Raw genomic sequence first — 25,292 nt, forward strand, 5'->3', positions numbered from 1 at the left:
GGGGTCCGTTCCGTCGCGCTCAGGCGTTCGCGTCGCGCAGCTGCCGGTCCAGTGTCGCCAGTCGCCCGGGCGTGCCCACGTCCGTCCACGCCCCGGCATGGTGCTCGCCGGTCGCCGCCGAACGGGCCATCGCCCGGCGCAGCAAGGGGGCGAGCTTGAAGCGGGGCGGAGTTCCCGGCTCGCCGGTGACCGTTTCGCGCCAGCCGTCGAGCAACGCCGGGCGGTACACGCCGATGCCGGAGAAGGTCAGCTTCGTCGTGCCCTCGTCGGCGAGGCGGCCGTCGGCGCCCAGGCTGAAGTCGCCTTGCGGGTGGTGTTCGGGATTGTCGACCAGGACCAGGTGCGCATCGCCACGCGGCGTGGCGGGCAGGCGCGCGAAATCGAAGTCGGTCCAGATGTCGCCATTGACCGCGATGAAAGGTGCCTCGCCCAGCAGGGCCAGCGCATGCAGCATGCCGCCGCCGGTTTCCAGGGGCGTGGCGCCTTCATGGCTGTAGTGCAGCCGCAGGCCCCAGCGCGCGCCGTCGCCCAGCAGTTCGGGGAACCGTGGCGCCAGCCACGAGGTGTTGACCACGACCTCATCCACGCCTATCGCGGCGAGTTTCTCCAGGTGCCAGGCGATCAGCGGCTTGCCGCCCGCCTCGAGCAACGGCTTGGGCGTGTGGTCGGTGAGCGGACGCATGCGCTCGCCCAGGCCTGCAGCGAAAACCAGTGCGCGCATCTCAGTCCCCGCGCGGACGGGTGATGTCGGTGTCGCCGATGAATCGCTCCAGCAGCGCGACCATCGGCCGGATGTCTTCGTGGCGGTTGCCCACCTCGCGTACGTAGCGCCAGACCAGCGGCAGGTCGGCGAGGTAGCCCGGCTTGCCGTCGCGGTAGGCGAGGCGGCAGAAGATCCCCAGCACCTTGATGTGGCGCTGCAGGCCGGTCAGGTCGAACCAGCGCGCGAACAGCGCCTCGTCGGCGCTGGTCAGCCCCAGCTCCACCGCGCGCCGTCGATAGCCTTCGCGCCACGCGGCGACGCGTTCCTCCGGCCATGCGATGTAGCAGTCGCGCAACAGCGATGCCACGTCGTACGCCAGCGGGCCACGCATCGCACCCTGGAAGTCGATCACGCCCGGCATGTTGTCGGGCACCACCAGCAGGTTGCGCGAGTGGAAATCGCGGTGCATGAACCGTTGCGGCTGCGCATGGGCGGCGTTGAGGATGGCGCGGAACGCGAATTCGATCGGATCCCAGTCCTCGCATTCCAGCTGCGCACCCAGGTGACGGCGCAGGAACCACTCCGGCATCAGCTCCAGTTCCATCACCATCCACGGCTCGTCGAACGCCGGCAGGCCGTCGGTATCCACCTGCGCCTGCATCGTCAGGATCGCGTCGATCGCCGGCGCATACAGGGCATCGGCGCCGTCGGCGTCGAGCTCGGGCAGGTATAGCCGGTCGCCGAGGTCTTCCATCAGCACGAAGCCTGCCTCGGTGTCGGCGGCGCGCACGTCGGGCGTGTGCAGCCCGGCATCGGCGAGCAGCTTGCCGATGCGCAGCCACGGGGCGATGTCCTCCTGTCCCGGCGGCGCATCCATCACGATCCAGCTGCGTCCGCCACTGCGGGTGCGCCAGTAGCTGCGGAAGCTCGCGTCGGCCGAGGCCACCTGCAACGCCAGGCCAGGGTCTGACAGGGCCTGCCGGGTCCAGGCCAGGCGTTGTTCGATGCGTTCTGGGGCGGTCATGCAGGCGTCGGTCATGAGCAGGCCTACAGGGTAAACGCGTGGGCTGCGGCCGGCGAGTGTGCCGGGTGGCCGGTCCGGGATCGCCGTATCGGCGCGCTTGTGCGTATCCATGCCGGGAACGTGGAAGGACCCCGCATGCGGGGTCCTTCCGTAACGCGGAGCAGGCAGCAGTCCCGGCTCAGGCCCGCTTCTTCCTCGCGAACCCGTACAGCACCAGCAGGACGATCGCGCCCAGCACCGAGGCGATGAAGCCGGCCGGTTCACCTGGCCCGTACCAGCCCAGCGCGCCCCCGATGTACCACGCCAGCAGGGCACCGGCGATGCCCAGCACGATGGTCCAGAGCAGGCTGAGTTTGTCGTTGCCCGGCTTGAGCGCGCGGGCAAGCAGGCCCGCGATCAGGCCGATGAACACCGTCCACAGGATGCCGCCACCAAAGATCTGTTCCATCTGGATACTCCGGTCGGATTGGGTGGGGGTTCGCGCAGCGTAGCGCAGCCGGTGGTCGAGTGCCGTGGCGGGCCGCCAGGCACAAAAAAAAGCGCCGGGAGGTCCCGGCGCCCTGGATCAACGCGTGTCGTGGGGTCAGCAGCAGCCGTGGTCGCCGTGCACCTGGCCGCCGGCCACCGCACCCACCCCGGTGGTTTCGCCCCGCGTGCCGGCCAGGTAGTGCTCGGCGATCACGTGCGAGACGCACTGGGTGACCCGCTTGCCCATCGGGATATGCAGGAACTCGTTGGGGCCGTGCGCGTTGGAATGCGGGCCGAGCACGCCGGTGATCATGAACTGCGCGCCGGGGAACTTCTCGCCGAGCATGCCCATGAACGGGATCGTGCCGCCTTCGCCCATGTACATCGCCGGCTTGCCGAAGGCCGCCTGCGAAGCGGCCTCGATCGCCGCGGTCAGCCACGGCGACTGCGCAGGCGCGTTCCAGCCGGTGGAAGCCTTCTCCAGCTCCAGTTCGACCTTCGCGCCGTTCGGCGGATCGGCCAGCAGCACGTCCTTGAGCAGGTCGCCGGCACGCTTGCCGTCGAGCGTCGGCGGCAGCCGCAGCGACAGCTTCACCGAGGTGCACGGGCGCAACACGTTGCCCGCGGACGAGAGCGGCGGCATGCCGTCGACGCCGGTCACCGACAGCGCCGGGCGCCAGGTGCGGTTGAGCACCAGTTCGGTGAGGTCGTCCGTCATCGGACTCATGCCGTCCAGGAACGGGAACTTGCTGAAGACCTCGTCGCCCAGCACGCCGGCGACCTTGCCGGCCTGCTCCAGGCGCTCGGCCGGGACCTCGACGTAGAGGCCTTCGACCTTGATCTTGCCGGTGGCCTCGTCTTCCAGTCGCGACAGCAGCTGACGCAGCAGGCGGAAGCTGGAGGGCACGATGCCCGAGGCGTCGCCGGAATGGACGCCTTCGCTGAGCACCTTCACGGTCAGGTTGCCGCCGGCCAGGCCACGCAGCGAGGTGGTGCACCACAGCTGGTCGTAGTTGCCGCAGCCCGAATCCAGGCACACCACCAGCGAAGGCTTGCCGATGCGCGGTGCCAGGTGGTCGACATAGGCGGGCAGGTCGTAGCTGCCCGATTCCTCGCAGGCCTCGATCAGCAGCACGCAGCGCGCGTGCGGCACGCCCTGCAGCTGCAGCGTCTGGATCGCCGCCAGCGAACCGAAGATCGCGTAGCCATCATCCGCACCGCCGCGGCCATAGAGCTTGTCGCCCTTGAGCACCGGGATCCACGGGCCGAGATCGGCATCCCAGCCGGTCATCTCCGGCTGCTTGTCCAGATGCCCGTACAGCAGCACGGTGTCTTCGCCCGAATCCGGTCCGCTGGCCGGGATTTCCGCGTAGATCAGCGGCGTGCGGCCTTCCAGGCGCACCACTTCGACGTGCAGCCCGGGGATGGACTGGGCCTTCGCCCACGATTCCATCAGCTGGACCGCGGCCTCCATGTGGCCGTTGGCCTGCCAGTCCTTATCGAACATCGGCGACTTGTTGGGGATGCGGATGTATTCGACCAGCTGCGGGACGATATCGCCGTCCCACTTCTCATCGATGAATTTCTCGGCGGTGCGGGGGTCGAGCCGGGGAGCATCCATGTCGGGTCCAGGTGCAATGCGGAAAGCGTCCATTCTACGCCGCGGCCGCTGCCCGGAAATTTCCTACACGTGAACAGGTATCCGTCGGGTCGCGGAAGGGCGTTCGGGCGATGGGCGTGCGTCCCGTGTTGCAGGAGACTGGGGCTGTCGATGACGGGCAGGATCCCCGTCCCGGCGAACCCGGATCATCCAACAAGGAGAGTTGCCATGAAGCCTTTTCCACTCATGTTCAAGTCGCTGCTGCTGTCGCTCCTGCTGCTGGCCGGCAGCGCATTCGCCGCCGATCGCGTCGACATCAATGTCGCCAGCGCCGCCCAGCTGGAGAAATCGCTGGTCGGAATCGGCCCGTCCAAGGCCGAGGCGATCGTCGAGTACCGCAAGGCCAACGGCCCGTTCAAGAGCGCCGACGAGCTCGCCCTGGTAAAGGGCATCGGCCTGAAGACCGTGGAGCGCAACCGGGACCTGATCGCAGTGGGCGGCTCGCGTGCGGCGCCGGCCAAGGCCAAGCCAGCCGCGGCCGCCACCCCGTCCAAGCCCGTCGCACGTCGTTGAGCCTGTCCTCCCGGCGGTGCAGGTTGCGTAAGAACAACAGCGTCCGGCCGGCAGGGAAGCCGCACGGACCCGCACCCTCGCGTGCGTGACTTGGACGCTGAGGCATCGGCATGCGCAGGAGGCGCGGCTGCTGCCGGTGGGCAGGGACGCAAGAAGCAGGCAGGACGCCGACAGGGATGTGCCACGTCGCCCGGATCGCACAGGATGTGCAGCCGGGCGACGCCTTTCCGGGCCAGACACGGTGCGTGGGGCACAATGTCCGGATGAACGATCATGGCGTAGTGACGATTCCGGCCACCGAGTACCGGCGCAGCCGCTGGCGCAACGGACGGGGCTGGACACGGGAAATCCTCGTCCTGCCCGATCCGGACGCCTGGGACCTGCGGCTTTCAATCGCCGAAGTGGATGCGGCTGCCGATTTTTCGCCGTTCGACGGCGTGGAGCGTGAACAGGTCCTGCTCCACGGCAACGGCTTGCAGCTCCATTTCGACGATGGTGGGCGGGTGGACCTGCTGCCCCCGCACCAGCGAACCCGCTTTGCCGGCGATCGCCCGGTGACTGGCATCCCGGTGGACGGACCCGTACAGGTGTTCAACCTCATGTGGCGCCCGGAACGGATGAGTGCGGTGCTGTTCCATCGGCCGCTGGTCGGCGGCATGTGGTGCTTCGCGGACGAGCGCACGGCGTGGGCCGTGCACGTGCTGGCGGGTGCGGCGCGCATCGGCGCGGGTGGCCATGAGCAGGCGACGCTGGCACAGGGAGATAGCGCCTGGCTGGCCCCCGGGACGGGCAAGCAGCGCTATTCGATCGATGGCGGCGGCGAACTGCTGCTGGTCCGGGTGGCGGGCCCTGGCGATGCGGTCGCCGGGCTCGATGACGCGGAACCGGCATGACGCGTGCTCAGTAGACGTCGCGCCGGTAGCGCCCGGCGGCGCGCAGTGCATCGCGGGACTCCTCGCCCAGCACGTCGGCCAGCACGTCATCGACAGCCGGTGCCATGCCGGTGGCGTTGCCGCATACCAGGATCGATGCGCCCCGGTCCACCCACTCGCGCAAGGTGTCGGCCGCGGCCTGAAGGCGATGCTGCACGTAGGCGGGAGCATCCGGCGCGCGCGAGAACGCCAGGTCGATTCGGGCCAGCCAGCCGGCGGCCTGCCACTGGTGGATGTCGTCGCCGTAGAAGCGGTCATGGTCCGGGCTGCGTTCGCCGAACAGCAGCCAGTTGTCGCGTGCACCTGCGTGGATACGGGCCTGGATATGCGCACGCAGGCCGGCGATGCCAGTGCCGTTGCCGATCAGGACGAGTGGCAGGTCGGCAGGCGGCGGATGGAAGCCGGCATTGCGTCGAAGGCGCACGTCGATCGACTGCCCGGGCAGGACGGTGTCGCACAACCAGCCGCTGGCCATTCCCGCGCTGCCATCAGGGCGGGTCATCCGACGGACAAGCAGGCGGACTTCGCCCTCGGCGGGTACGGACGCGATCGAGTATTCGCGATGCGGCAGCGGATCGAGCGCATCGGCCAGCTGCTGCGCGGAGAGGCCTGCGACGGTTCCGGCGGGTGGCAACTGCATGCGGGTCAGCCGCTCCGCCAGTGGCTCCTTGCCGTCGCCGCCATCAATCATGGTGGCGTCTTCGAGGCCGAGCTCGTCCAGCAGGGCCCTAACGCGCGCCGGCGAATTCCGTGCACCCACTTCGGCGATGTCTCCGGCTTCCCAGTCCGGAAGCGGGCCGGCGGCAGGTACCAGCGCCAGGTCGAACACCGGAGCGCCGGGGCTGCCGTCGTTCACCTGTGCACGCGAAAGCAGGCGCCAGGGTTCGTACGCTGGCGGCGTCCAGTCGGGCAGGGCATCGAATCCACCGATCCGGCCGACCTCGTACTGCCAGTGCCGCAGCGTCGCCTGGTCGGCGTTGTCGACCTCGACGCGGTCGAACAGGGGGCGTGCATCGTGGCCCCGTAGCCATTCGTCCAGCTGCCGGCCGAAGGCGCAGAAATCGTGGTATTCGCGATCGCCCAGCGCAAGCAGCGCGTATTCGAGCCCGGGCAATGCAGGTGCCTGCGGCATGACCCGGCGCAGGAATCCGATCGCGTGATCGGGCGGGTCGCCTTCACCGGTGGTACTTGCGATGAACAGCGCCCGCCCGGTGCGGGCCAGCAATGCGGCATCCACCTCGTCGAGGGGCAGCGTCAGCACCGGCACGCCGCCCTCGCGCAGCATCGTGGCGCTGCGTTCGGCCAGCAGCTGGGCGAAGCCGGTCTGGCTGGCCCAGGCGACCAGCACCGGCGGACCGCCCTGCGATGCCGCCAGCGCCCGGCTGGCGGAGTGGCCGCCGGCGCGACGCAGGAAGGTAAGGCAGAGGCCGGCATAGGCGACCAGCGCAGCCAGCAGCAGCCACCACCGCAGCGGGCGCGGCGGGCTTTGCCACCAGGCTTCATCGTGCAGGGGGAGCAGCAGTGCGGCGGCAGCGACCAGGAGCACCAGCAGGGCCAAATTGCCCAGCAGCGACCAGGCCACGCCTTGCTCGCGTGCTTGGATCGGGTCTTTCATTGGGCCAGGTGGTTCTTGAAGGTGTCGGTCATCGTTTCACGCACCGCATCACCATCGCGGACCACGAAGCGAGCCGCCAGGCCGCGGGCACTGGCCAGCGCCCGCCCTGCGTCGGCTCCGAGCACGGTCAGCGCGGTGGCCCATGCATCGGCGTGCATCGCATCGGCCGCCACGACCGTGACCGACGCGGCGGCATCGACGACCGGACAGCCGGTGCGTGGATCGATCGTGTGCGCGTAACGCTGGCCTTCCTGCTCGAAGCGGTGCCAGCGATCGCCCGAGGTGGCGACGGCCGCGTCATCCAGCACCAGCACGCGCGGTGGCATTTCCTCCGTGCTGGCGTCTTCGTCGAGCGCGCACTCGACCAGGACCCGCCAAGCTTCGCCGTCGGGCTTGCGTCCATAGCCGCGTATCTCGCCCCCGACTTCGACCAGCGCGGCATCGATTCCGCGGGCACGCAGCCGTTCCGCGACCAGGTCGGCGCCGAAGCCCTTGGCGATCGCCGAAAGGTCCAGCTGCAACCCGCCGGGCTGCAGCAGTTCGCGGCCGTCGGCGCGCCGCTGGAGTCGCTGCCAGCCGCTGCGGGTGCGTTCGCGGTCGATATCTCCCGCTTCCGGTACGTGGCGCCCGTTGCCCGAGCTGCCGAAGCCCCAGAGGTCCACCAGCGGGCCGACTGTCGGATCGAACGCGCCGCCGCTGGCCGACGCCACTTCCAGCGCGCAGTCGAGCACACGCTGAAAGTGGGACGGCAGGGGCAGCCAAGTGCCGGCCGCCGCCGCGCAGTAGCGGCTGATGTCCGATCCGGGCAGCCAGGTACTCATCTGCGCCACCACCTGGTCCAGCGGCTGCTGGATGTGCGCGTGGAGCGCGTGCAGGTCGGTGCCTGCGCGCGCGGCCAGGCGCACGCTCCAGCGCGTGCCCATCGTCTCGCCGCCGAGGCTGGCAACGCTCCCGGTGGATGCCTGGTCCTTCATGCTTGCTGGCCGTTGCTTACTGCGGAAGAACTTCCAGCGTGGCCACGTAGCTCAGGCGACGCTTCCTGGCCTGCGGCAGGCTGGTCTTGTCGTCTTCCCGGGTCGCTTCCAGCCAGTACATGCCGGCAGTGGGCCAGGTGACGGCGAATTCGCCCTTGGCATCGCTCACCGCCTTGATCTCGTCCTGCGCATTGCGATAGCGCGTCTCGCCGCGGACGATCTCGAACTCCACGCCTTCGGCCGGCTGGCCGTCCACCAGCACGCGGAACTTCGTTGCTTCGCCTGCGAACAGGTCGTTGGGATGCGTCAGCGGCACCAGCTCGAGGCCTTCGCCGCTGGACTTGAGCGCGGTGTCGTTGGGTGACCCGTTGGTAACGAAGGTCTCCACGCGGCCAACGCTCTGCGAAACCTGCAGGTTCTTCGCATCCTTCGGCACTTCGGTGGCGAAGGTGGCCGGCGTGCCGCGCCAGCGCTTGGGCTTGCCGTTCTCTTCCCAGCTGCCGGACAGGCCGCTGTTGACCACGGCAAGTCGGTAGGTGCCCTGCTGGGCGAGCTGCAGGTCGAACACGCTGCGGTACTTGCCCGTGGCCGGGTTCTGCGGCTCGACCTTGCTGCCGTCGGGCGCGGTGATCGCCAGATTGTCCAGTCGCAGTGGCACGTGGTTGAAGTAGAAGAGGTCGTTGGAAACCGCTGCGTCCACGGTGATCCAGGGATCGGTGCCGGCCAGCACGGTCTGCGAGGGGCGCAGCCAGGCCTTGTGCGCGGTGGCGCTGAACGGGACGGCCAGCGAGGCAATGACGGCAGCGAGGATCAGGGAACGCTTCATCGGGATCTCCGTAGGTGTCGCAGTGAACGGGTGCGGGGCGTGATGGACGCGAGCTGTTTCAAGGCGTGACCGAAAGGGTCACGGCACCGAGTTCGGTGCTGCCTTGCGATTTGCCGGATTGCGGTGTCTTCGCCGGCCAGGCGAAAGGGATCTTCACCAGTTCGCGACCGCCGACTTCGCGCGCGGCTTCCACCACCAGGGTGTACTCGCCTGGTGCCAGGCCCTTGAGTTGTGGCTGACTGGCGGCGAAGGACACCTCGTGCTTGCCGACCGGACGGGTCGGGCCGGTCACGCCGTCCACCGGCACCTGCAGCGTGCGCCCGGACTTGCGCCACCACTGGCGCAGGTCCGGCAGCCACTTGGTGCCGTGGCCCTCGGCGGTGTCCTTCATCTGGTACCAGACCGCCAGGTTGGCGGCGACCTTCTGGTCGGCACCTTCGATCCAGATCGCCACGTAGGGGCGGTGGTACTCGGCCACGTTGAGCTTGGGGATTTCGACGTTGATCTCGAGCTCGGCCGCGTAGGCCGGCACGGTCAGCAGTCCGCTGATTGCAATGAACACCTTGGCGCGCATGGAACGGACCTCGTCAATGAGATGAAGGCTTCAGTGGATGAAGAGCAGAATGAGTACAAGCGGAACCAGCAGGCCCAGGCCGACCAGCGGCCAGGTCAGCCGACGCTGGCGCGCATGCAGGTGCAGCAGGAACAATCCGGTGATGCAGAACACCAGGCAGGCGATGGCGAACACATCGATGAACCAGCCCCAGGCCGGCCCGGCGTTGCGGCCCTTGTGCAGGTCGTTGAAGTAGGAAATCCAGCCGCGACCGGTGCGCTCGAACTCCACCGCACCGGTCTCCCGGTCGATGCTGAGCCAGGCATCCGCGCCGGGCGAGGGCATCGAGACGTAGGCTTCCTCCGGCGACCACTCCGCGGGGCGGCGGCCCAGTGGTATTTCCAGCGTGTCACCCAGCCAGCCGGCGACCTCGGTGGGCAGCGGCGCGTTGCCTTCCTCCGGCGACTCCATCAACTGCGCGAGCAATGGCGCAGGCAGTTCCGCGGTCCGGTTATCGACGCGGGGCTGGGCCTCGATCCTGGCGGCGTGGTTGAGCGTGATCCCGGTCGCGGTGAACAGCAGCATCCCGACCAGGCAGACCGCCGAGCTGATCCAGTGCCACTGGTGCAGCTGGCGCAGCCAGAAGCCACGGCGCTGCTGTGCGGACACGGGATCGGGGCGCGGGGAGCTTGCGGTCACGAGGTCATGCAAGGGGTTGGGTAGCCAAGTATAGGCGATCGATGAGAACGGTTCTCATTGGATGGCGCGGTGGGGATTAACGCGCAGGTACCCGGATGGTTGACGCATCCGGGCACCCCGTCGATCAGAACGCGACGTTGACGCTGAGCCAGAGATTGCGCGACTTGTCCTTGTTGTTGAAGTCGTCGTTGTACGTCGGCGTCCACGAACCGTCGGGATTGGCGGTGAACACGGTCTGGAAGCTGGTGAAATCCTCATCGAGCAGGTTGTTGATCCGCGCGAACAGCGACACCTTGTCGGTGACGCGGTACTGCGCGGCCAGGTGCAGGACTTCGTAGCCCTGGTAATACAGCGGCTCGCCATTCGCATCACGGCCGCGGTAGCGACGCGAACGAGCCTCGCCGATCAGTTGCGCGCTCACCTGCTCGGTGATCGACCAGTCCAGGGTCAGGTTGGCCATGTGCTTGACCGACTGGGTCAGCGGGAGGCCGGCATCCACGCCGCTCTGGCGCTCGCTGTCGGTATGGGTGTAGTTGGCCCGCAGCGACAGCGGCTCGACGATGCGGTAGCTGCCGGCGAGTTCGATGCCGCGGATGCGCGCCTTGTCGATGTTGACGTACTGCAGGACGTTGCCCACGCCCAGCACCGCCCAGTAGTCGCCGAGGTTCACGCAGGGGCGGACGCCGCCGGTCACCGTGCAGCTCTGGCTGGCCTCGACGCGCTCGATCTTGTCCTCGAAATCGTTCTGGAACACGGTGACGTTGAAATCGCTGCCGCCCTCGGCCGAACTCCAGTACAAGGCGATCTCGCTGTTGACGCTGGTTTCCGGCTCCAGGTCCGGATTGCCCGCCCATGGGCTGGTGCCCTGGGCGCCGAAGCCGGTGATGCCGTCGTACAGGTCGGTGGTCTTGGGCGTCTTGTAGCCCGTGCTGACCCCGCCCTTCAGCACCCACGATTCGGAAATGCTGTAGACGCCATACAGGCGCGGGCTGAAGTGGCCACCGAACAGGTTGTGGTCGTCGAAGCGCACGCCACCGGTGACGGTCAGTGCCTCGAACGGTGTCCAGTTGTCCTCGGCGAACAGGGACCACATGCGGTGCTCCTGCACGGTCCCGTTTCCGTAGCCCCCGCTCTCCATGCCGAACACGCCGTCCTCCAGTTCGCCATCGATGGCCTGGCCACCGACGACGAGATGGTGGCTGCCGACGCGGCTTTCCAGCGGAATATCGAGCTTCGCGTCGAGCGTGTACTGGCTGCTGTCCATGGTCCGCTTCGGTCGCGGCAGGAAGGTATCGACCATCAGCTGCTGGCGCTGCGCGCGGGTCATGCCGGCGTAGGCGCCGGTTGCGCAGGTGGCGGCGTTGTTGCAGTAGAGCGCCCGGTGCGCCACGCGCTCGTCCACGCTGAAGGGCAGGGTGCGGCCATGGTTGCCGGTGTCGATGTGCGACAAGGCGACGAGGCTGTTGCCGAAGTCCCACTGGCCCTGGTGGGTAAGTGCCCACTGGTCGCGGGTGAATTCCTGGTCGGACGCGTAGCCGACCTGCGGCGCCGCGCGCCACAGGCCCGCCAATCCATCCACCGTGCCCAGCGGGTACGTCTCGGTACCTAGGTTGTTGACGTACGGCGTGTTGTCGTAAACCTGCTCGGACGTGTCGTACTCCAGCTTCAGGCTCTGGTCGTCGGTCGGCGTCCAGCTCAAGGTGATGCCGGCGCTCTTGTTGGTGTTGTCCACGGTCTTGCCACCGCCACCGAAGCCCAGTGCGCGCTCGTGCGGATTGCCGGCCGGGTCGTAGATGACTTCGTATTCGGGAATCGATGCGTCGCGCTCGTACCAGGACCCGCGCAGGCCCAGTCCGAGGGTGTCGGCCACCAACGGTCCCATCAGCGCGAAATCGAACGTGCTCTCGGAGCCGAAGTCGCTGTTCTCCTGGAAGCTGTGGCCTGCCGAGGCCGAACCACGCCAGCGATTGGAAACCTTGCGCGTGATGATGTTGATCACGCCGCCCAGCGCGTCGGCGCCGTACAGGGTCGATGCCGGGCCCCGGATGACCTCGATCCGCTCGACCATGTCCAGCGGCGGAATGTGGTTGAACTGGTTGCCACCGAACGAGTTGGGATAGATGTCGCCATGGTTGTTCTGCCGGCGTCCATCGATCAGCAGCAGCGTGTACTCCGGGCCCATCCCGCGGATGCTGATCGTCTTCTGCCCGGTCTTGTCCGAGGTCTCGCCGACGTCCACGCCTTCGAGGTCGCGAACCGCGTCGATCAACGTGAGGTACGGGCGCTGCTGCAGCTGTTCGCGCGTGATCACGCTGATGCTGGCGGGCGCGTCGACGATCTTCTGTTCGAAGCCGGCGGCGGTGACGACGACGGTATCCAGCGTGGTCGGGTCGCCGGTGGTGGCCGGGTTGGCCGCTGCCGGCAGCGGAGAAGCGAGGATGGCTCCCAGAGTCAGGGCGAGGGCGGTGGGACGCAGGACAGGACGAAGGGACGGCATGGGGTTGGGCTCGTAGATTCGCAGTCGAAAGGCATCCGCGGCACACGACGACGGAGTCCGGGCAGGCCGGGAACATCGCGGGGCGGAAGAAAGTCGGGGTCGGCGCGTGCGCGCGAAGCGCACGGAGGGCGATCAAGCCGAGGGTGGTGCCTGGCTGGGATGCAGGCGCAGCCGGCCGGCATCTGCGGAAGCCGGCGGAAGCTGTTCGGTATCGGCGATGCAAACGGCCGACACGATGTCGGCCACCGGCGCGTCGGAGCCGGAGGTCCATGCGATACCGGCGGAGGAAGGCGGCGCAGAGAGGGTGGCATCCAGCTGCGATGCCACCGCCAGTTCGAACTGCCGCGGCTTCTTGCGTTCCGCCGGGTGGTGGAGGCTTTCCGGAGGTGCCCCATCTCCAGGTTGCACGCCGACCGCGATGAGGCCTGCCGCATTCCGGACGGCGATCCGGGCGTGCGCGCCGTCCTCGGCCGGGCCCAGAAGATTCCATGCCAGCAGCATCGCCATGAGCGCCATCACAACCAACGCGCGGCGCGGGCTGGTGCGTGTGGAGGCTGCGGGATACGGCAGGTCGGACAAGGGAGGCCCCGTGGAGTGCCACTGAAGGGCACCGTCAGGCCATTATTCTAATTGAGAATAATTATCGAATGCAAACAGGATTGGCTGACATCGGGTGTCTCCGCTTCGATGGATCCGACCCTCATGACACGTCAACCAGGTCGCGCAACCGATCATGCGGGCTTTCAGCCAAGGCCTTCCTCAGCCGGGCCACGAATGACGGCGTACCGGTGTCCAGGGCGCTCTGCAGCCATCGGGCAGCTTCTTCGAGCTGGCCCAGGTCGGCGAGCATCGAGGCGAGGTTGGCCTGGCCTCGGAAGTCGCCGGCTCGTGCGGCGCGCCGGTACCAGGCCATTGCCTGCGCCGGATCGCGCTGCACCTCCCAGCCGTTCTCGTGGAAGCGCCCGACGAAGTTCATCGCACGCGCATGTCCGAGCTCGGCGGCACGCAGGTACCAGCGATAGGCCGCGGCCCGGTCCTGGGCGATGCCATTGCCGGAGGCCAGCAGGTGGGCGAGGTTGTACATGCCCCAGTCCAGCCCGGCGTCGGCGGCCTTGCGGTACCACACCGCCGCAAGCGTCATGTCGATGCGTGTGCCTTGGCCCAGCTCGTGGCAGCGGCCGAGCATGTTCATCGCCATCGGCTCACCCAGGTTGGCGGCCACGCTGTACCAATGGAAAGCCTCGTCCGGGTCGGGCTGCATGCCGCGACCCTCCATCCATGCCTGCGCCAGCAGCAACTGCGCCTCGCGCTGCCCAGCCAGCGCCGCTTCGCGAAGCTGGCGAAGGTCGGCGGCCACCGCCTCAGACATCGGCCCAGCGCCGCAGCAGGTTGTGGTACACGCCGGTGAGCTGGACCAGCGAGGGATGCTCGGGCACCTCGCGGGTCAGGCGCCGGATCGACACGTCCAGTTCGAACATCAGCCGCCGCTGGCTGTCTTCGCGCAGCATGCTCTGGATCCAGAAGAACGAAGCCAGCCGCGCGCCGCGGGTGACCGGATTGACCCGATGCAGGCTGGTGCCCGGGTAGAGCACCAGGTGGCCGGCGGGAAGCTTGACCTGTTGCATGCCGTAGGTGTCTTCGATGACCAGTTCGCCGCCGTCGTAGTCCTGCGGATCGATCAGGAACAGGGTCGCCGACAGGTCGGTACGCACGGGCTGCGCTGCGCCATCGGCGCCGCGCTCATAGCGCACGGCGTTGTCGACGTGGAAGCCGAACGACTGGCCGTCGCGGTAGCAGTTGAACAGCGGCGGATAGATCCGCCGCGGCAATGCGGCCGAGAAGAACGTGGAGTTCGCCTGCACCGCTTCCTGCACCAGTGCGCCGAGCTCGCGAGCCACCTCGCTGTCCTCAGGCAACTGCAGGTTGTCCTTGGCCTTGGCCGACTGGTGGCCGGCAGTGATTCTGCCGTCGGCCCAGCCGGCGTGTTGCAGGCGCTGCCGGCAGTGGGCGACCTGTTCGGCGGTCAGGACATCGGGAATGGACAAGAGCATGGGAGTTCTCGCGGGAAGCCCCGTCCCGTGGGAACGGGACGGGGTCGTGTCGCCTCAGAAGCGGACGGTCGCAGTCAGCACCACCGAGCGCGCCGCGCCCGGCGTGGCCCAGCCGTTGTTGCGGATGCGAGTGAAGTACTGCTTGTCGAACAGGTTGTCGACGTTGAGCTGCAGGGCGAAGCCGTCGTTGAACTGGTAGCCGACCATGGCCCGGTGCATCGTGTAGCTCCTGGCCTGCGGCGCGTTGTCGGTGCTGGCCAGGTAGAAACTGCCCTGGTAGTTCACGCCGTAACCCACCGTCCAGTCGGCCAGTGCATAGGTGGTCCACACGCTGCCGGAGTGTTCCGGAACGTTGGCCAGCGGGTTGCCGGCCTGCGCATCGATGCCGGTGGACTCCTTTACGAAGTCCGAAACGCTCTGCAGCACTTCGCTGTCCAGGAACGCATAGTTGGCGAACACCGACCACGCACGGGTGATCCGGCCGGCCGCGCCGAGGATCACGCCATCCACGCGGGCCTGGCCATCCAGCTGCTGCATGCCGCTTGGATTGTCCGGATTGCCCGGGTCGGCGACCTTGTAGTTCTGTCGCTCGTTGCGGAACGCCGCGGCGGTCAGCGCGAGCTTCTCGCCCAGCACGTTCCACTTGGTGCCCAGTTCGATGTTCACCGCCCTTTCCGGATCCACGCCGCAGGTCTGCAACGTGCATGAGCCATTGACCGAGGCCTTGGACGGCGTCCTGGAGTCCGAATAGGACAGGTAGACGCTGCCGTTTTCCGCAGGCTTGTAGACCAGTCCGGCGCGGTAGGAGAACAGGTTTTCGGAATTGTCGAAGGTGGCATCGCTGGTGACGCTGCCGGCGGCATTGAACGCACGCACGCGCGAATCGCCTTCGTTGCGCTCGTAGCGCGCGCCCAGGCCCAGCTGCCACTGCGGGTTGAATTCCAGCGTGTCGAACAGGTACGCGGCCTGGTTGTCGAGCGTGCCGGAGGTGCGGCCGGCGCGGATGTAGTTGACTGGACCGGTATAGGTATTGTCCGGGTCGGCCAGGCTCATCAGCGCATACACCGGCGTGGTGCCGTTGGGGTAACGCTGGATGTTGCCGTTGTCCAGGTCGTAGGTTTCGTGCAGGAACGAAACGCCGGCGACCAGCGAGTGGCCGACGCTGCCGGTAGCGAAGCGCGAAGTCAGGTCGGTCTGGTTGTAGGCCAGTCCGTTGCGGGTATCGCGCGTGGTGCCGCGCGGACCGCTGGGCAGGAAGGTCCCCAGGCTGGCGCAGGCCGCACCAGTCGCCGGGTTGACGCCGCTCTCCAGGCACCAGGTGCCCTGGGTCGGGTTGACCACGGTGTACTGGTCCACGCGCTGCACGCGCGCCAGGTTGCGGATCGAGGTCGCGTCATTGAAGTCGTGTTCAAAGATGCCGGTCAGCACGTCGACCTCGACTTCCTGCGTGTCCATGTTGCGGTAACCGAAGTAGCTCTCGCGGCTCACGCCGGGCAACAGGCCGCCATACGCGGCGAAATACGGGATGCCGTACTCGGGGATGTTGTCGTCCTGCTGGTGCAGGTAGCTCACCGAGAGGCGGGTGTCGGTGCCAAGGCCGATCGCCAACGAGGGCGCGAAGCCCCAGCGCTTGTACTCCTCCACGTCCCGGTCGGGCACGTCGTTGCGGTGGGCCATCGCGTTCACGCGCAGGGCCTGGCCGTCGCCCAGGTCGAAGTTGCTGTCCACGGTGGCGCGACCGAAGCTGTCGGTGCCCGCGCCCAGGGTCACCGTGGTCTGGTCGCCCTGGCGCGCCACCTTGTTGACCAGGTTGATCGTGCCGCCCACCGAGCCGGCGCCGGAGTAGGCCGAGTTGGCGCCGTTGATCAACTCTATGGACTCGAGATTGAAGTTGTCGCTGCGCGTGTACTGTGCGCTGTCGCGCACCCCGTCGACGGTGATGTCGCTGCTGGCGCTGAAGCCGCGCAGGTTGACGCTGTCGCCGTAGCCGCCGCCGCCTTCGCCGGCGCCGAAGGTGATGCCCGGCAAAGTGCTGAGGATGTCGCGCAGGCCGATCAGGCCCTGCTGGTCCATCACCTCGCGGGTGACCACGGTGATCGTCTGTGGCGTGTCCAGCAGCGGCGCGGTGTACTTGGGCGAAGACGCCTTTTCGATGCGGTCGCCCTGGACTTCCAGGCTGTCCAGTTCGGTGACGCTCTTGTCGGTGGGGAGGGCGTCGCTCGCCTGCGCGATCGCAGGGGTGGCCAGGGCCAGGAGCACGGCGGAAGAGAGTGGCGAGAAGGAAGGAGTCATTGGGTGGTGGTCGCTAGGAGGGATGGGATCCGGCTGGCGATGGCTGCGGAGGTGGGAAAGGGCGTATGCCCGCGCCGGCCACGGCGTCGGTCTGGCCGTGGAGCGGGATCGTTCGCGATGGCTGGGCGGGTCTGCGGCGTGGCCGCGGCGATGCCTGGCTTGGATCAGCCGGTCGCGGGAGATGCGTGCGCGGGGGGCAGGCGGCCTTCGGCCGCAGTACTGCGGTCACGGGCGACGATGGCGGTAGGATCGACCCGGCTCAGGCCCGACAACGCTGGAAAGCCGGTTCCGTGCGCGCGACGGTACTTGTCGCCGGAGGGCTCTTTTTCAGCCGAGGGCTCGGATAGTGCCGGCAAGGCTTCGGGCTCACCTTCGTCGGTGGCCGGTGCCGCGGTCGCAGTGTCGCTGGTCGATGCAGTCGCCGGCGATGCGCGTTCGACGGCAGGTTCCTGCACGGAGGAATGGGAGGTGATGCCGCTGATCCGGCTGGGCTCGGCCTTGCCCGGGAGTGCGATTGCCAGGCAGGCCAGCGCGAGCAACAGCCAGCCGATCCCGAAAGATGCGGCGTGGCGTCCGCCGGCTCCACCCGAACGCATCCGGCGCCGGAGCGTCGGTGCGGGTGCGAAGGAGGTCGCAGTGGCGCGCATCGGGGATGGCGGTGGCCGGCGGGGCGGGTCGCCATCTTAAATGAGAATTATTCTCTTTGATAGCGGCCGTTGAAAACCCGGCCCCAGGGCCGGCGGCGGCCAATGGTTCGGGAGGGTGGCGCTGCCGGGATCGAAGCGGTCGGTCGAGTGGCCCCGGCACCTGGCTCACGGCGGCCCAGGCGTCGTATGCCAGCACCGGTTGCGCTGTCGCCTGTGCGGGAGCAGCGGATTCACTTGATGGTGTGCAGGGTAGGGCGCTCGGGATGCGATGGCCCTGCAATCGATTCTGGAATGCGGCGAGTGGAGTCCGGAGCTCGGCGCTCCGAGTTTAGGGCTCGGGTGATGGAGTCGGGAGCTCTGCGCTCCGAGTTCAAAGCTCGGGTGATAGAGTCCGGAGCTCGGCGCTCCGAGTTCGAAGCCCGGCGGTCGGAGCAGCAAACCCCCGCCAGGCAGTCCAGGATGTTGGGGCTCGGGCAGGAAGCCCGATCAATGGCTGGCGTGGGACGGCTACGCGGATTGGAGCCGTGGCCGGCGCCAGCTCAGCCGCGGTCGTCGCGAGTCCAGACGCCGCCGTGTTCGGTCTTCACCGGGAACTTGGGGACCGCCGAGTAGGCAGGTGCGCACAGGGCGCGGCCGTCGCGGATGTCGAAGCGCGCGCCGTGCAGCACGCACTCGACGCTGCCCTCGGCAGGGTCGATGGCGCCGGAGGACAGTTCGAAGTCCTCGTGGCTGCAGCGGTCTTCCAGCGCGTAGAGGTCGCCGTCGAGGTTGAATACGAGGATCGGCGTGCCGGTGACCTCGTCGAAGACCGGCTTCATCTCGCCGGGCAGCAGTTCGCCGGTGGCGCAGACGAAGGTCCAGGTGTCGCTCATGTGCCGTCTCCGCCGCCCAGGTCCTTGTGCAGCACCTCGAAGCGAAGGTCGTCGCGCAGCGGGATGCCGTAACGTTCGTCGCCGTAGGGGAAGGGCTTGTGGATGCCTGTGCGCACGTAACCGCGGCGCTGGTAGAAGGCGATCAGCTCATCGCGGATATCGATCACGGACATGCGCATGGCCGGCAGCTGCCAGTCTTCGCGGGCGATGCGCTCGGCCTCCGCCAGCACCGCCTTGCCGACCCCGCTCCCCTGCAGGTCGGGACGCACGGAGAACATGCCGAAGTAACCGGCGCCGTCCTCGTCGGCCACGTGCGCGCAGGCGAGCAGTTGCCCGGCACGTTCGGCGAGCAGGACCACGCTGCGCGGACGGACGATGTCGGCTGCGAGCACCACCGGGTCGATGCGCTGGCCGTCGAGCATGTCCGCCTCCGTGGTCCAGCCGCTGCGACTGCTGTCGCCGCGATAGGCGGAGGTGACCAGATCGACCAGGGCGGGTATGTCGGCCTGCGTGGCCGCGCGGAAATGAAGGGAGTCCATAACGCCATTGTAGAGCGGGGCAATGCCCGCGGCGCCCTGCCTTCGTCTCAGCGGGGCATACCCTCTACCCGGTGCTTGCCGGCCGATGCCGCAGGAGCTGCCAGGTGGCGGTGGGGCAAGCTCCGCTATACGCGAGGATCCGGAATGCGGGCAGGCACCGCTCTACGCGAGCGCTACGGCTGCCGTGCAGCGGTGGGGTATGGCCCCGCTTACGCGACCAGCAGCCGGCGGGTCTTTTCCAGCGCGGCGGCGAAGCGCTCGATCTCGTCGTGGGTGTTGTAGAACGCCAGCGAGGCGCGCAACGTCGCCGCCACGCCGAAGTACTGCAGCAGCGGGTGCGCGCAGTGCTGGCCCGAACGCACGGCGACGCCTTCCAGGTCGAGCAGGGTCGCCAGGTCGTGGGCGTGGGCGCCCTCGACCAGGAACGAGATCACCGCCGCCTTGCCCGGCGTAGTGCCGAAGATGCGCAGGCCCGGGATGGACTGCAGCGCCTCGGTGGCATGGGCGAGCAGTTCGGCCTCGCGCGCGGCGACCTGCGCCATACCGATCCCTTCGAGGTAATCCACGGCCGCGCCCAGGCCGATGAAACCGGCGATGTTCGGCGTGCCGGCCTCGAACCGGTGCGGCGGATCGTTGAACACGGTGCCGTGGAAGCTGACTTCCCGGATCATCTCGCCACCGCCCAGGAACGGCGGCATGGCCTGCAGCAGTTCGCGCCGCGCCCACAGCACCCCGGTTCCGGTCGGGCCGCACATCTTGTGGCCGGTGATGGCGTAGAAGTCGCAGCCGATCGAGGCCACGTCCAGCTTCAGGTGCGGCGCGGCCTGGGAGCCGTCCACCACCGTGATGATGCCGCGGCGGCGTGCCTCGCGACAGATTTCGCGCACCGGATTGACGGTTCCCAGCACGTTGGAGACGTGGGTGACGGCCAGCAACTTCACGTCCGGCGTCATCGCCTTGTACAGCGCGTCGAGGTCGAGGCTGCCATCGGGCAGGATCTCGGCGACCCGGATCGTCGCGCCAGTGCGCTGGGCGACCAGCTGCCAGGGCACGATGTTGGCGTGGTGCTCCATCCGCGAAACCAGGATCGTGTCGCCGGCCTTGAGCTGCGGCAGCGCCCAGGAATAGGCCACCAGGTTGATCGCGAACGTCGTGCCGCTGCACAGCACCAGTTCGTCGGCGCGCACGTTGAGGAAGCGGGCGAGTTTCCCGCGTGCGGCCTCGTAGGCTTCGGTCGCCTCGGTGCCCAGCGCGTGCACCGCACGGCTGACGTTGGCGTTCTGGCGGCGATAGAACTCGTCCTGCGAGGCGATCACCGGCAGCGGTTTCTGCCCGGTGTTGGCATTGTCGAGATAGACCAGCGGTCTGCCATGGACTTCGCGCATGAGCAACGGGAAATCGGCGCGCACCCGATCCCAGTCCACGATGCGTCCGTGGTTGGCCAGTGCGGCGTCGTGGACGGCGGCGGGCACGATGCTCATGCGGTGGTTTCCGCGGGTGCCGACGGGTCCAGGGACGCGGCCAGCGCCGCGTCCAGCCGTGCCAGCAGGAACTGGCGCAGGTCATCGCTGTCCAGGGCCAGCAGCGGTTCCCGGCAGAAGGCCACGGTCAGCAGGCGCTGCGCCTGGGCCTGCGACAGGCCGCGCGAGCGCAGGTAGAACAGGGCGTTCGCGTCGAGCTGGCCCACGGTGGCGCCGTGCGCCGCCTTGACCTCGTCGGCATCGATCACCAGCACCGGCTGGGTGTCGATCTCCGCGTCGGCCGACAGCAGCAGGTTCTTGTTGGACAGCGCCGCGTCGGAGCCATCGGCGCCGGCGTGGATGGCGATCCCGCCGTGGAAGACCACGCGGCTGCGGCCATCGGCGATGCCGCGCCAGAGCAGTTCGCACGCGGTGTCGCGGGCGATGTGTTCGATCCCCAGGCGGGTGTCGACATGGCGACGGCCGTCGCCGAGCAGAACCCCGTTGGCGACCAGCCGGGCGCCGTCGCCTTCCAGGCGCACGTTGAGTTCGTGGCGACTGAGTGCAGCGCCCAGTTCGAGGTCGACGCGCTGGTATCGCGCCTCGCGCGCGAGCACGGCGTCGGTGCGTGCGAAGCGCGTGGCGCGTGCCGCGTCGGACTGGATGCGCGCGTGCCGGACCTCGCTGCGCTGGCCCAGGTGCAGGTGCAACACGTCATTGGAAAGGTGCGCATGCTCGCCACTGGATAACTGGTGCTCGACCAGGTCCAGGGCGCCCTCGTTGCGCACGTCGATGAAGTGGCGCAGGTGCCAGGCGCGGTCGCCGTCCTGAGGCACGCCGATGAACACCAGGTGCACCGGTGTGCCGACCCGCACGCCCGCATCCACGCGCAGGACCACGCCCTCGTCGGCCAGCGCGGCATTGGCGCGGGCGAACACTTCGGCACGCTGGTCGTAGCGGCGCAGGATGAAATTGACGTCGCGCGGTTCGCCGCTGGCCATGACTTCCGAAAGCGGCTGCAGTGTCACGCCCGCAGGCAGGCCCGCCACGTCGCTGCTCACTGGATCATGGCGGCCATTGACGAACACCAGACGCGGCGCCGGAATGCCGGCCAGGAGCGCGGCGTCGAACCCGGGGGCAACGGCGTCGGCGGCGGCGAAGGTGCGTCGTTCGAGCGTACGCAGCGTCGTGTATTTCCAGGCTTCCTCGCGCGGGCCGGGCAGGCCGTCGGCGAGCAGGGCATCCAGCGCTTCGCGCCGGCCGGCGCCGAGCTGCTGCGCATCGACATCGCGCAGCACGCCGAATGCGTCGCGGAACGAGTCGAGCAGTGCGCCCATCAGGACACCTTCTCGGGCGGCACGCGGTCCTTGAGCCAGGCGTACCCGTGCTGTTCCAGCTCCAGTGCCAGTTCGGGTCCGCCGCTTTCCACGATGCGTCCGTCGGCCAGCACGTGGACCACGTCGGGCCGGATGTAGTCGAGCAGGCGCTGGTAGTGGGTGATGACCAGGAACGCGCGATCGGGCGAACGCAGGGCGTTGACGCCGTCGGCGACGTTCTTGAGCGCGTCGATGTCCAGGCCCGAATCGGTCTCGTCCAGGATCGCCAGCTTCGGTTCGAGCACGGCCAGCTGGAAGATCTCGTTGCGCTTCTTCTCGCCGCCGGAAAAACCCTCGTTGACGCCGCGGTGCAGCAGCTCGTCCTTCAGGTGCAGCACGGCCAGCTTCTCGCGGACCAGTTTGAGGAACTGCATCGAATCCAGCTCCGTCTCGCCGCGCGCCTTGCGCTGGGCGTTGAGCGCCGCGCGCAGGAAGTAGGTGTTGTTCACGCCCGGGATCTCGACCGGATACTGGAAGGCCAGGAACATACCTGCGGCGGCGCGCTCCTCCGGTTCCAGTTCCAGCAGGGGCCGGCCGTCGAACTCGATGGAACCGGCGGTGACTTCGTAACCGTCGCGGCCAGCCAGCACGTTGCCCAGCGTGGACTTGCCTGCGCCGTTGGGACCCATGAGGGCGTGTACCTGTCCCGCCTTCACTTCCAGCGAGAGGCCCTTGAGGATTTCCTTGCCGGCGACGCTGGCGTGGAGGTTTTCGATCTTCAGCATGGGGGATCCATTTCTGTTTGAGCTATTCCCCGCCGGGGCGGAGGGATTTCAATCGTCGCGGCTGTCCAGGAGGCGTACCCGGCCTGATCGCGTGGGGCGATCACGGGTGCGCGGGGCCGTGCCCCGCAAGCGGCGCCTGATCAGCCGACGCTGCCTTCCAGCGAGACTTCCAGCAGCTTCTTGGCCTCGACCGCGAACTCCATCGGCAGTTCACGGAAGACCTGCTTGCAGAAGCCGTCGACGATCAGCGAAACCGCGTCCTCCGGGCCGATGCCGCGCGCACGGCAGTAGAACAGCTGGTCGTCGCTGATCTTGGAGGTGGTGGCTTCGTGCTCGACCGTGGCACCGGGGTTCTTCACCTCGATGTAGGGGAACGTGTGCGCGCCGCAACGCTTGCCGATCAGCAGGCTGTCGCACTGGGTGTAGTTGCGCGCGCCATCCGCATTGCGGTCGACCTTGACCAGACCGCGGTAGGTGTTCTGGCCGCGTCCGGCGCTGATGCCCTTGGACACGATCTTGGACTTGGTGCGCTTGCCGATGTGGATCATCTTGGTGCCGGTATCGGCCTGCTGGCGATGGTGGGTCAGCGCCACCGAATGGAACTCGCCGGAAGAGTCGTCGCCCAGCAGCACGCAGCTCGGGTACTTCCAGGTGATCGCCGAGCCGGTCTCGACCTGGGTCCAGGTGACCTTGCTGCGCGCGCCACGGCATTCGGCGCGCTTGGTGACGAAGTTGTAGATGCCGCCGCGACCTTCCTCGTCGCCCGGGTACCAGTTCTGCACTGTGGAGTACTTGATCTCGCCGTCGTCGAGCACGACCAGCTCCACCACCGCCGCATGCAGCTGGTTCTCGTCGCGCATCGGCGCGGTGCAGCCTTCCAGGTAGGAGACGTAGCTGCCTTCCTCGGCGATGATCAAGGTGCGCTCGAACTGGCCGGTGTGGCCGGCGTTGATCCGGAAGTAGGTGCTCAGTTCCATCGGGCTGCGCACGCCCCTGGGGATGAACACGAAGCTGCCGTCGGAGAACACGGCCGAGTTGAGCGCGGCGAAGTAGTTGTCGCCATGGGGGACCACGCTGCCCAGGTATTGCTTGACCAGCTCGGGATGCTCGCGGATCGCCTCGGACATCGAACAGAAGATGATGCCCTTCTCGGCCAGCTCCTTCCGGAACGTCGTGCCGACGGAGACCGAGTCGAACACCGCGTCCACTGCCACGCCAGCCAGCTTGGCGCGCTCGTGCAGCGGTACGCCGAGCTTGTCGTAGGTGTCGAGCAGTTCCTGCGGCACTTCGTCCAGCGAGGCGTACTTCGGACCCTTGGGCGCGGAGTAGTAGCTGATGGCCTGGAAGTCGATCGGCGCGATCTTCAGCTTGGCCCAGTGCGGCACCGGCATCGTCAGCCAGCGGCGATAGGCGTCCAGGCGCCACTGGGTCATCCACTCCGGCTCTTCCTTCTTGGCCGACAGGGCGCGGATGGTGTCCTCATCCAGGCCCGGCGGCAGCGAATCGGATTCGATCTCGGTGACGAAGCCGGCATCGTAGCGACGGCCCAGCCGCTCGAGGATCTCGGCGTTCTGGGGTGGGGTTTCGACGGCGGTGTCGGAAATTTCGGTGGCCATGGGGCTGCCTACGGGTTCAGCTGGCGACACGCACGGCGATCTCGCGCCGTCGCGTCGTCTCGGGGGAGGGAGAGGGCGGGCGCAGCATCTGCGCGAGGGTCACCCCGCGCAGGGCGTCGGCGACCACGTCGTTGATCAGGCGCCAGTTGGCGCGCACGCCGCACTGGTGGGCGATGCCGCAGTGGCTCTCATGCTGACTGCACTCGGTCATCGCCAGCGGGCCTTCCATCGCCTCGACGATCTCGATCAGCGAGATCTGCGAGGCGTCGCGGCTCAGGCGGTAGCCGCCATGCACGCCGCGCTGGCTGGCGACCAGTCCGGCCTGGGCCAGCGGCTTCAGCAGCTTGCTGACGGTGGGCTGTTCCAGCCCCGAATGCTCGGCCAGTTCGGCCGCGCTCAGCACCTGTCCGGGCCGCGCGGCGAGCACGGTCAGGACGACGGTGGCGTAGTCGGTCAGTTTGGTGACACGGAGCATGGCGGGCGGGGCGTCGAAAGCGTACCGAAATTGTACGCTTTTGCCCCGGCCCGGCCAACCCGGCCGGAAGGCCCGGCCGGCGGAGCTTCAGGGGGCGTTGCCACCCGGTGCGGAGCCCTGGGGGGCGGGCGGGAGGATCAGGGCCAGCACCGGCGGAGGCGGCGTCTGTCCGGGCGGCAGCGCGTCAGGCGCGCGTTCGCCGGCAGGGCCCATGCCGCGGATGAAGCGGTACAGGGCACGGCGGTCCTCCTCGGTCATGTCACGCAGGGCGAAGTCCGGCATGATCGGCCGCGCGCGCAGGTGGGCGCTGTACTCCAGCCACTGTTCCTCGCTCAGTTCCTGCATGCGCAGGCGCAGGTTGGTCGCGTAGGTGGTGCCCCAGGGGCCGCTGTAGCCCAGCGGCGCCGAGCCGGTCAGCCACAGTTCCTTGGGTACCTGGCCCTGGTTTGCCGCATAGCCCGGCGTGTGGCAGTCGTTGCAGCCGGCGACGCGGACCAGATATTCGCCGCGGGCGACCAGGTCGACGGCAGCGCTGGCGGTGGCCGCGGCATCGGCATCGGCATCGGGCGGTGCGGTGGCGGTGACCGCGGGCTGGCAGGCGCCCAACAGGAACAGGGTCGGGAACAGGAAGGCGACGAAGGCCTGGCGAATGGAACTGGCTTGCATGGAAGGCTCGCATTGGGATGTGTGACTGGCTGGATAACGCCGGTCGCACGCCGGCGAGGCCAGCCGCCCGATGCTCCCCTACGACAGTCACGGTGACTTCGGGCACGGG

25 protein-coding genes are annotated in these 25,292 nt (G+C 68.1%); 2 read left to right on the top strand and 23 right to left on the bottom strand.

Features of this window, described 5'->3' with window-relative positions:
• Window positions 1–19: 19 nt before the first annotated feature.
• The 4 genes from murU to MNQ95_RS12190 form a co-directional block, all read right to left on the bottom strand.
• Window positions 20–721 (bottom strand): N-acetylmuramate alpha-1-phosphate uridylyltransferase MurU, encoded by a 702-nt coding sequence (murU, locus tag MNQ95_RS12175; protein ID WP_241953033.1) that lies wholly within the window; start codon window positions 719–721, stop codon window positions 20–22.
• 1 nt (window position 722) lies between these two features.
• On the bottom strand, window positions 723–1,727 hold the full coding sequence (locus MNQ95_RS12180) for an aminoglycoside phosphotransferase family protein (protein WP_241953034.1): 1,005 nt from the start codon (window positions 1,725–1,727) through the stop codon (window positions 723–725).
• Window positions 1,728–1,905: 178 nt separating this feature from the next.
• On the bottom strand, window positions 1,906–2,175 hold the full coding sequence (locus MNQ95_RS12185; protein ID WP_162410618.1) for a GlsB/YeaQ/YmgE family stress response membrane protein: 270 nt from the start codon (window positions 2,173–2,175) through the stop codon (window positions 1,906–1,908).
• Between the two features lie 135 nt (window positions 2,176–2,310).
• Window positions 2,311–3,816, bottom strand: a complete 1,506-nt coding sequence (locus MNQ95_RS12190) for a M20 family metallopeptidase (protein ID WP_241953035.1) — start codon at window positions 3,814–3,816, stop codon at window positions 2,311–2,313.
• A 207-nt stretch (window positions 3,817–4,023) separates the two neighbouring features.
• On the opposite strand from MNQ95_RS12190, the gene MNQ95_RS12195 reads away from it, so the two are divergent.
• Window positions 4,024–4,368 (top strand): ComEA family DNA-binding protein, encoded by a 345-nt coding sequence (locus MNQ95_RS12195; RefSeq protein WP_241953036.1) that lies wholly within the window; start codon window positions 4,024–4,026, stop codon window positions 4,366–4,368.
• A 263-nt stretch (window positions 4,369–4,631) separates the two neighbouring features.
• A complete protein-coding gene (locus MNQ95_RS12200; RefSeq protein ID WP_241953037.1) occupies window positions 4,632–5,261 on the top strand; it encodes a HutD family protein in 630 nt (209 codons plus the stop codon).
• A 7-nt stretch (window positions 5,262–5,268) separates the two neighbouring features.
• Here the strand turns inward: MNQ95_RS12200 and MNQ95_RS12205 are convergent, their stop codons facing one another.
• The 19 genes from MNQ95_RS12205 to MNQ95_RS12295 all read right to left on the bottom strand — a co-directional run bounded on the left by MNQ95_RS12205 (window position 5,269) and on the right by MNQ95_RS12295 (window position 25,183).
• Window positions 5,269–6,915 carry a flavodoxin domain-containing protein gene (locus tag MNQ95_RS12205; protein WP_241953038.1) on the bottom strand — a complete coding sequence of 549 codons (1,647 nt, stop codon included), beginning with the start codon at window positions 6,913–6,915 and terminating at the stop codon, window positions 5,269–5,271.
• The gene (locus tag MNQ95_RS12210) at window positions 6,912–7,889 is read right to left on the bottom strand and encodes an FAD:protein FMN transferase (RefSeq protein ID WP_241953039.1); all 978 of its coding nucleotides are present in this window, start codon (window positions 7,887–7,889) and stop codon (window positions 6,912–6,914) included. The genes MNQ95_RS12205 and MNQ95_RS12210 overlap by 4 nt, the downstream gene beginning before the upstream one ends.
• 16 nt (window positions 7,890–7,905) lie before the next feature.
• Window positions 7,906–8,715, bottom strand: a complete 810-nt coding sequence (locus MNQ95_RS12215; protein WP_241953040.1) for a DUF4198 domain-containing protein — start codon at window positions 8,713–8,715, stop codon at window positions 7,906–7,908.
• Between the two features lie 58 nt (window positions 8,716–8,773).
• Window positions 8,774–9,289 (bottom strand): DUF2271 domain-containing protein, encoded by a 516-nt coding sequence (locus MNQ95_RS12220; protein WP_241953041.1) that lies wholly within the window; start codon window positions 9,287–9,289, stop codon window positions 8,774–8,776.
• A 30-nt stretch (window positions 9,290–9,319) separates the two neighbouring features.
• Window positions 9,320–9,967 carry a PepSY-associated TM helix domain-containing protein gene (locus MNQ95_RS12225; RefSeq protein ID WP_162410612.1) on the bottom strand — a complete coding sequence of 216 codons (648 nt, stop codon included), beginning with the start codon at window positions 9,965–9,967 and terminating at the stop codon, window positions 9,320–9,322.
• Window positions 9,968–10,091: 124 nt separating this feature from the next.
• A complete protein-coding gene (locus MNQ95_RS12230; protein ID WP_241953042.1) occupies window positions 10,092–12,464 on the bottom strand; it encodes a TonB-dependent receptor domain-containing protein in 2,373 nt (790 codons plus the stop codon).
• A gap of 132 nt (window positions 12,465–12,596) precedes the next feature.
• On the bottom strand, window positions 12,597–13,043 hold the full coding sequence (locus MNQ95_RS12235) for a hypothetical protein (protein WP_241953043.1): 447 nt from the start codon (window positions 13,041–13,043) through the stop codon (window positions 12,597–12,599).
• Window positions 13,044–13,164: 121 nt separating this feature from the next.
• The gene (locus tag MNQ95_RS12240; protein ID WP_241953044.1) at window positions 13,165–13,833 is read right to left on the bottom strand and encodes a tetratricopeptide repeat protein; all 669 of its coding nucleotides are present in this window, start codon (window positions 13,831–13,833) and stop codon (window positions 13,165–13,167) included.
• On the bottom strand, window positions 13,826–14,515 hold the full coding sequence (locus tag MNQ95_RS12245; RefSeq protein WP_162410608.1) for a Fe2+-dependent dioxygenase: 690 nt from the start codon (window positions 14,513–14,515) through the stop codon (window positions 13,826–13,828). The genes MNQ95_RS12240 and MNQ95_RS12245 overlap by 8 nt, the downstream gene beginning before the upstream one ends.
• Before the next feature lie 54 nt (window positions 14,516–14,569).
• On the bottom strand, window positions 14,570–16,807 hold the full coding sequence (locus MNQ95_RS12250; protein ID WP_241953045.1) for a TonB-dependent receptor: 2,238 nt from the start codon (window positions 16,805–16,807) through the stop codon (window positions 14,570–14,572).
• A gap of 164 nt (window positions 16,808–16,971) precedes the next feature.
• Window positions 16,972–17,403 carry a hypothetical protein gene (locus MNQ95_RS12255; protein WP_241953046.1) on the bottom strand — a complete coding sequence of 144 codons (432 nt, stop codon included), beginning with the start codon at window positions 17,401–17,403 and terminating at the stop codon, window positions 16,972–16,974.
• A gap of 590 nt (window positions 17,404–17,993) precedes the next feature.
• Window positions 17,994–18,326 (bottom strand): non-heme iron oxygenase ferredoxin subunit, encoded by a 333-nt coding sequence (locus MNQ95_RS12260; protein ID WP_162410605.1) that lies wholly within the window; start codon window positions 18,324–18,326, stop codon window positions 17,994–17,996.
• Window positions 18,323–18,865 (bottom strand): GNAT family N-acetyltransferase, encoded by a 543-nt coding sequence (locus MNQ95_RS12265; RefSeq protein ID WP_162410604.1) that lies wholly within the window; start codon window positions 18,863–18,865, stop codon window positions 18,323–18,325. The genes MNQ95_RS12260 and MNQ95_RS12265 overlap by 4 nt, the downstream gene beginning before the upstream one ends.
• A 209-nt stretch (window positions 18,866–19,074) precedes the next feature.
• On the bottom strand, window positions 19,075–20,346 hold the full coding sequence (locus MNQ95_RS12270) for a cysteine desulfurase (RefSeq protein WP_241953047.1): 1,272 nt from the start codon (window positions 20,344–20,346) through the stop codon (window positions 19,075–19,077).
• Entirely contained in the window at window positions 20,343–21,662 is a 1,320-nt protein-coding gene (sufD, locus tag MNQ95_RS12275; protein ID WP_241953048.1) for a Fe-S cluster assembly protein SufD, read from the bottom strand. Before sufD ends, MNQ95_RS12270 begins: the two co-directional genes overlap by 4 nt.
• Window positions 21,662–22,426, bottom strand: a complete 765-nt coding sequence (gene sufC, locus MNQ95_RS12280) for a Fe-S cluster assembly ATPase SufC (protein ID WP_241953049.1) — start codon at window positions 22,424–22,426, stop codon at window positions 21,662–21,664. Before sufC ends, sufD begins: the two co-directional genes overlap by 1 nt.
• A gap of 140 nt (window positions 22,427–22,566) precedes the next feature.
• A complete protein-coding gene (gene sufB / locus MNQ95_RS12285) occupies window positions 22,567–24,042 on the bottom strand; it encodes a Fe-S cluster assembly protein SufB (protein WP_241953050.1) in 1,476 nt (491 codons plus the stop codon).
• A gap of 16 nt (window positions 24,043–24,058) precedes the next feature.
• Window positions 24,059–24,517, bottom strand: coding sequence for an SUF system Fe-S cluster assembly regulator (locus MNQ95_RS12290; protein ID WP_162410599.1), 459 nt, complete (start codon window positions 24,515–24,517; stop codon window positions 24,059–24,061).
• An 87-nt stretch (window positions 24,518–24,604) separates the two neighbouring features.
• A complete protein-coding gene (locus MNQ95_RS12295) occupies window positions 24,605–25,183 on the bottom strand; it encodes a hypothetical protein (protein WP_241953051.1) in 579 nt (192 codons plus the stop codon).
• Between the last annotated feature and the right edge of the window lie 109 nt (window positions 25,184–25,292).

It is taken from the genome of Pseudoxanthomonas daejeonensis (assembly GCF_022637495.1).
GTDB lineage: Bacteria > Pseudomonadota > Gammaproteobacteria > Xanthomonadales > Xanthomonadaceae > Pseudoxanthomonas > Pseudoxanthomonas daejeonensis.

Coding starts and splice junctions, on each gene's coding strand:
- murU (WP_241953033.1), bottom strand. CDS start 721: ATGCGCGCACTGGTTTTCGCTGCAGGCCTGGGCGAGCGCATGCGTCCG.
- MNQ95_RS12180 (WP_241953034.1), bottom strand. CDS start 1,727: ATGACCGCCCCAGAACGCATCGAACAACGCCTGGCCTGGACCCGGCAG.
- MNQ95_RS12185 (WP_162410618.1), bottom strand. CDS start 2,175: ATGGAACAGATCTTTGGTGGCGGCATCCTGTGGACGGTGTTCATCGGC.
- MNQ95_RS12190 (WP_241953035.1), bottom strand. CDS start 3,816: ATGGATGCTCCCCGGCTCGACCCCCGCACCGCCGAGAAATTCATCGAT.
- MNQ95_RS12195 (WP_241953036.1), top strand. CDS start 4,024: ATGAAGCCTTTTCCACTCATGTTCAAGTCGCTGCTGCTGTCGCTCCTG.
- MNQ95_RS12200 (WP_241953037.1), top strand. CDS start 4,632: ATGAACGATCATGGCGTAGTGACGATTCCGGCCACCGAGTACCGGCGC.
- MNQ95_RS12205 (WP_241953038.1), bottom strand. CDS start 6,915: ATGAAAGACCCGATCCAAGCACGCGAGCAAGGCGTGGCCTGGTCGCTG.
- MNQ95_RS12210 (WP_241953039.1), bottom strand. CDS start 7,889: ATGAAGGACCAGGCATCCACCGGGAGCGTTGCCAGCCTCGGCGGCGAG.
- MNQ95_RS12215 (WP_241953040.1), bottom strand. CDS start 8,715: ATGAAGCGTTCCCTGATCCTCGCTGCCGTCATTGCCTCGCTGGCCGTC.
- MNQ95_RS12220 (WP_241953041.1), bottom strand. CDS start 9,289: ATGCGCGCCAAGGTGTTCATTGCAATCAGCGGACTGCTGACCGTGCCG.
- MNQ95_RS12230 (WP_241953042.1), bottom strand. CDS start 12,464: ATGCCGTCCCTTCGTCCTGTCCTGCGTCCCACCGCCCTCGCCCTGACT.
- MNQ95_RS12240 (WP_241953044.1), bottom strand. CDS start 13,833: ATGTCTGAGGCGGTGGCCGCCGACCTTCGCCAGCTTCGCGAAGCGGCG.
- MNQ95_RS12245 (WP_162410608.1), bottom strand. CDS start 14,515: ATGCTCTTGTCCATTCCCGATGTCCTGACCGCCGAACAGGTCGCCCAC.
- MNQ95_RS12250 (WP_241953045.1), bottom strand. CDS start 16,807: ATGACTCCTTCCTTCTCGCCACTCTCTTCCGCCGTGCTCCTGGCCCTG.
- MNQ95_RS12255 (WP_241953046.1), bottom strand. CDS start 17,403: ATGCGTTCGGGTGGAGCCGGCGGACGCCACGCCGCATCTTTCGGGATC.
- MNQ95_RS12260 (WP_162410605.1), bottom strand. CDS start 18,326: ATGAGCGACACCTGGACCTTCGTCTGCGCCACCGGCGAACTGCTGCCC.
- MNQ95_RS12265 (WP_162410604.1), bottom strand. CDS start 18,865: ATGGACTCCCTTCATTTCCGCGCGGCCACGCAGGCCGACATACCCGCC.
- MNQ95_RS12270 (WP_241953047.1), bottom strand. CDS start 20,346: ATGAGCATCGTGCCCGCCGCCGTCCACGACGCCGCACTGGCCAACCAC.
- sufD (WP_241953048.1), bottom strand. CDS start 21,662: ATGGGCGCACTGCTCGACTCGTTCCGCGACGCATTCGGCGTGCTGCGC.
- sufC (WP_241953049.1), bottom strand. CDS start 22,426: ATGCTGAAGATCGAAAACCTCCACGCCAGCGTCGCCGGCAAGGAAATC.
- sufB (WP_241953050.1), bottom strand. CDS start 24,042: ATGGCCACCGAAATTTCCGACACCGCCGTCGAAACCCCACCCCAGAAC.
- MNQ95_RS12290 (WP_162410599.1), bottom strand. CDS start 24,517: ATGCTCCGTGTCACCAAACTGACCGACTACGCCACCGTCGTCCTGACC.
- MNQ95_RS12295 (WP_241953051.1), bottom strand. CDS start 25,183: ATGCAAGCCAGTTCCATTCGCCAGGCCTTCGTCGCCTTCCTGTTCCCG.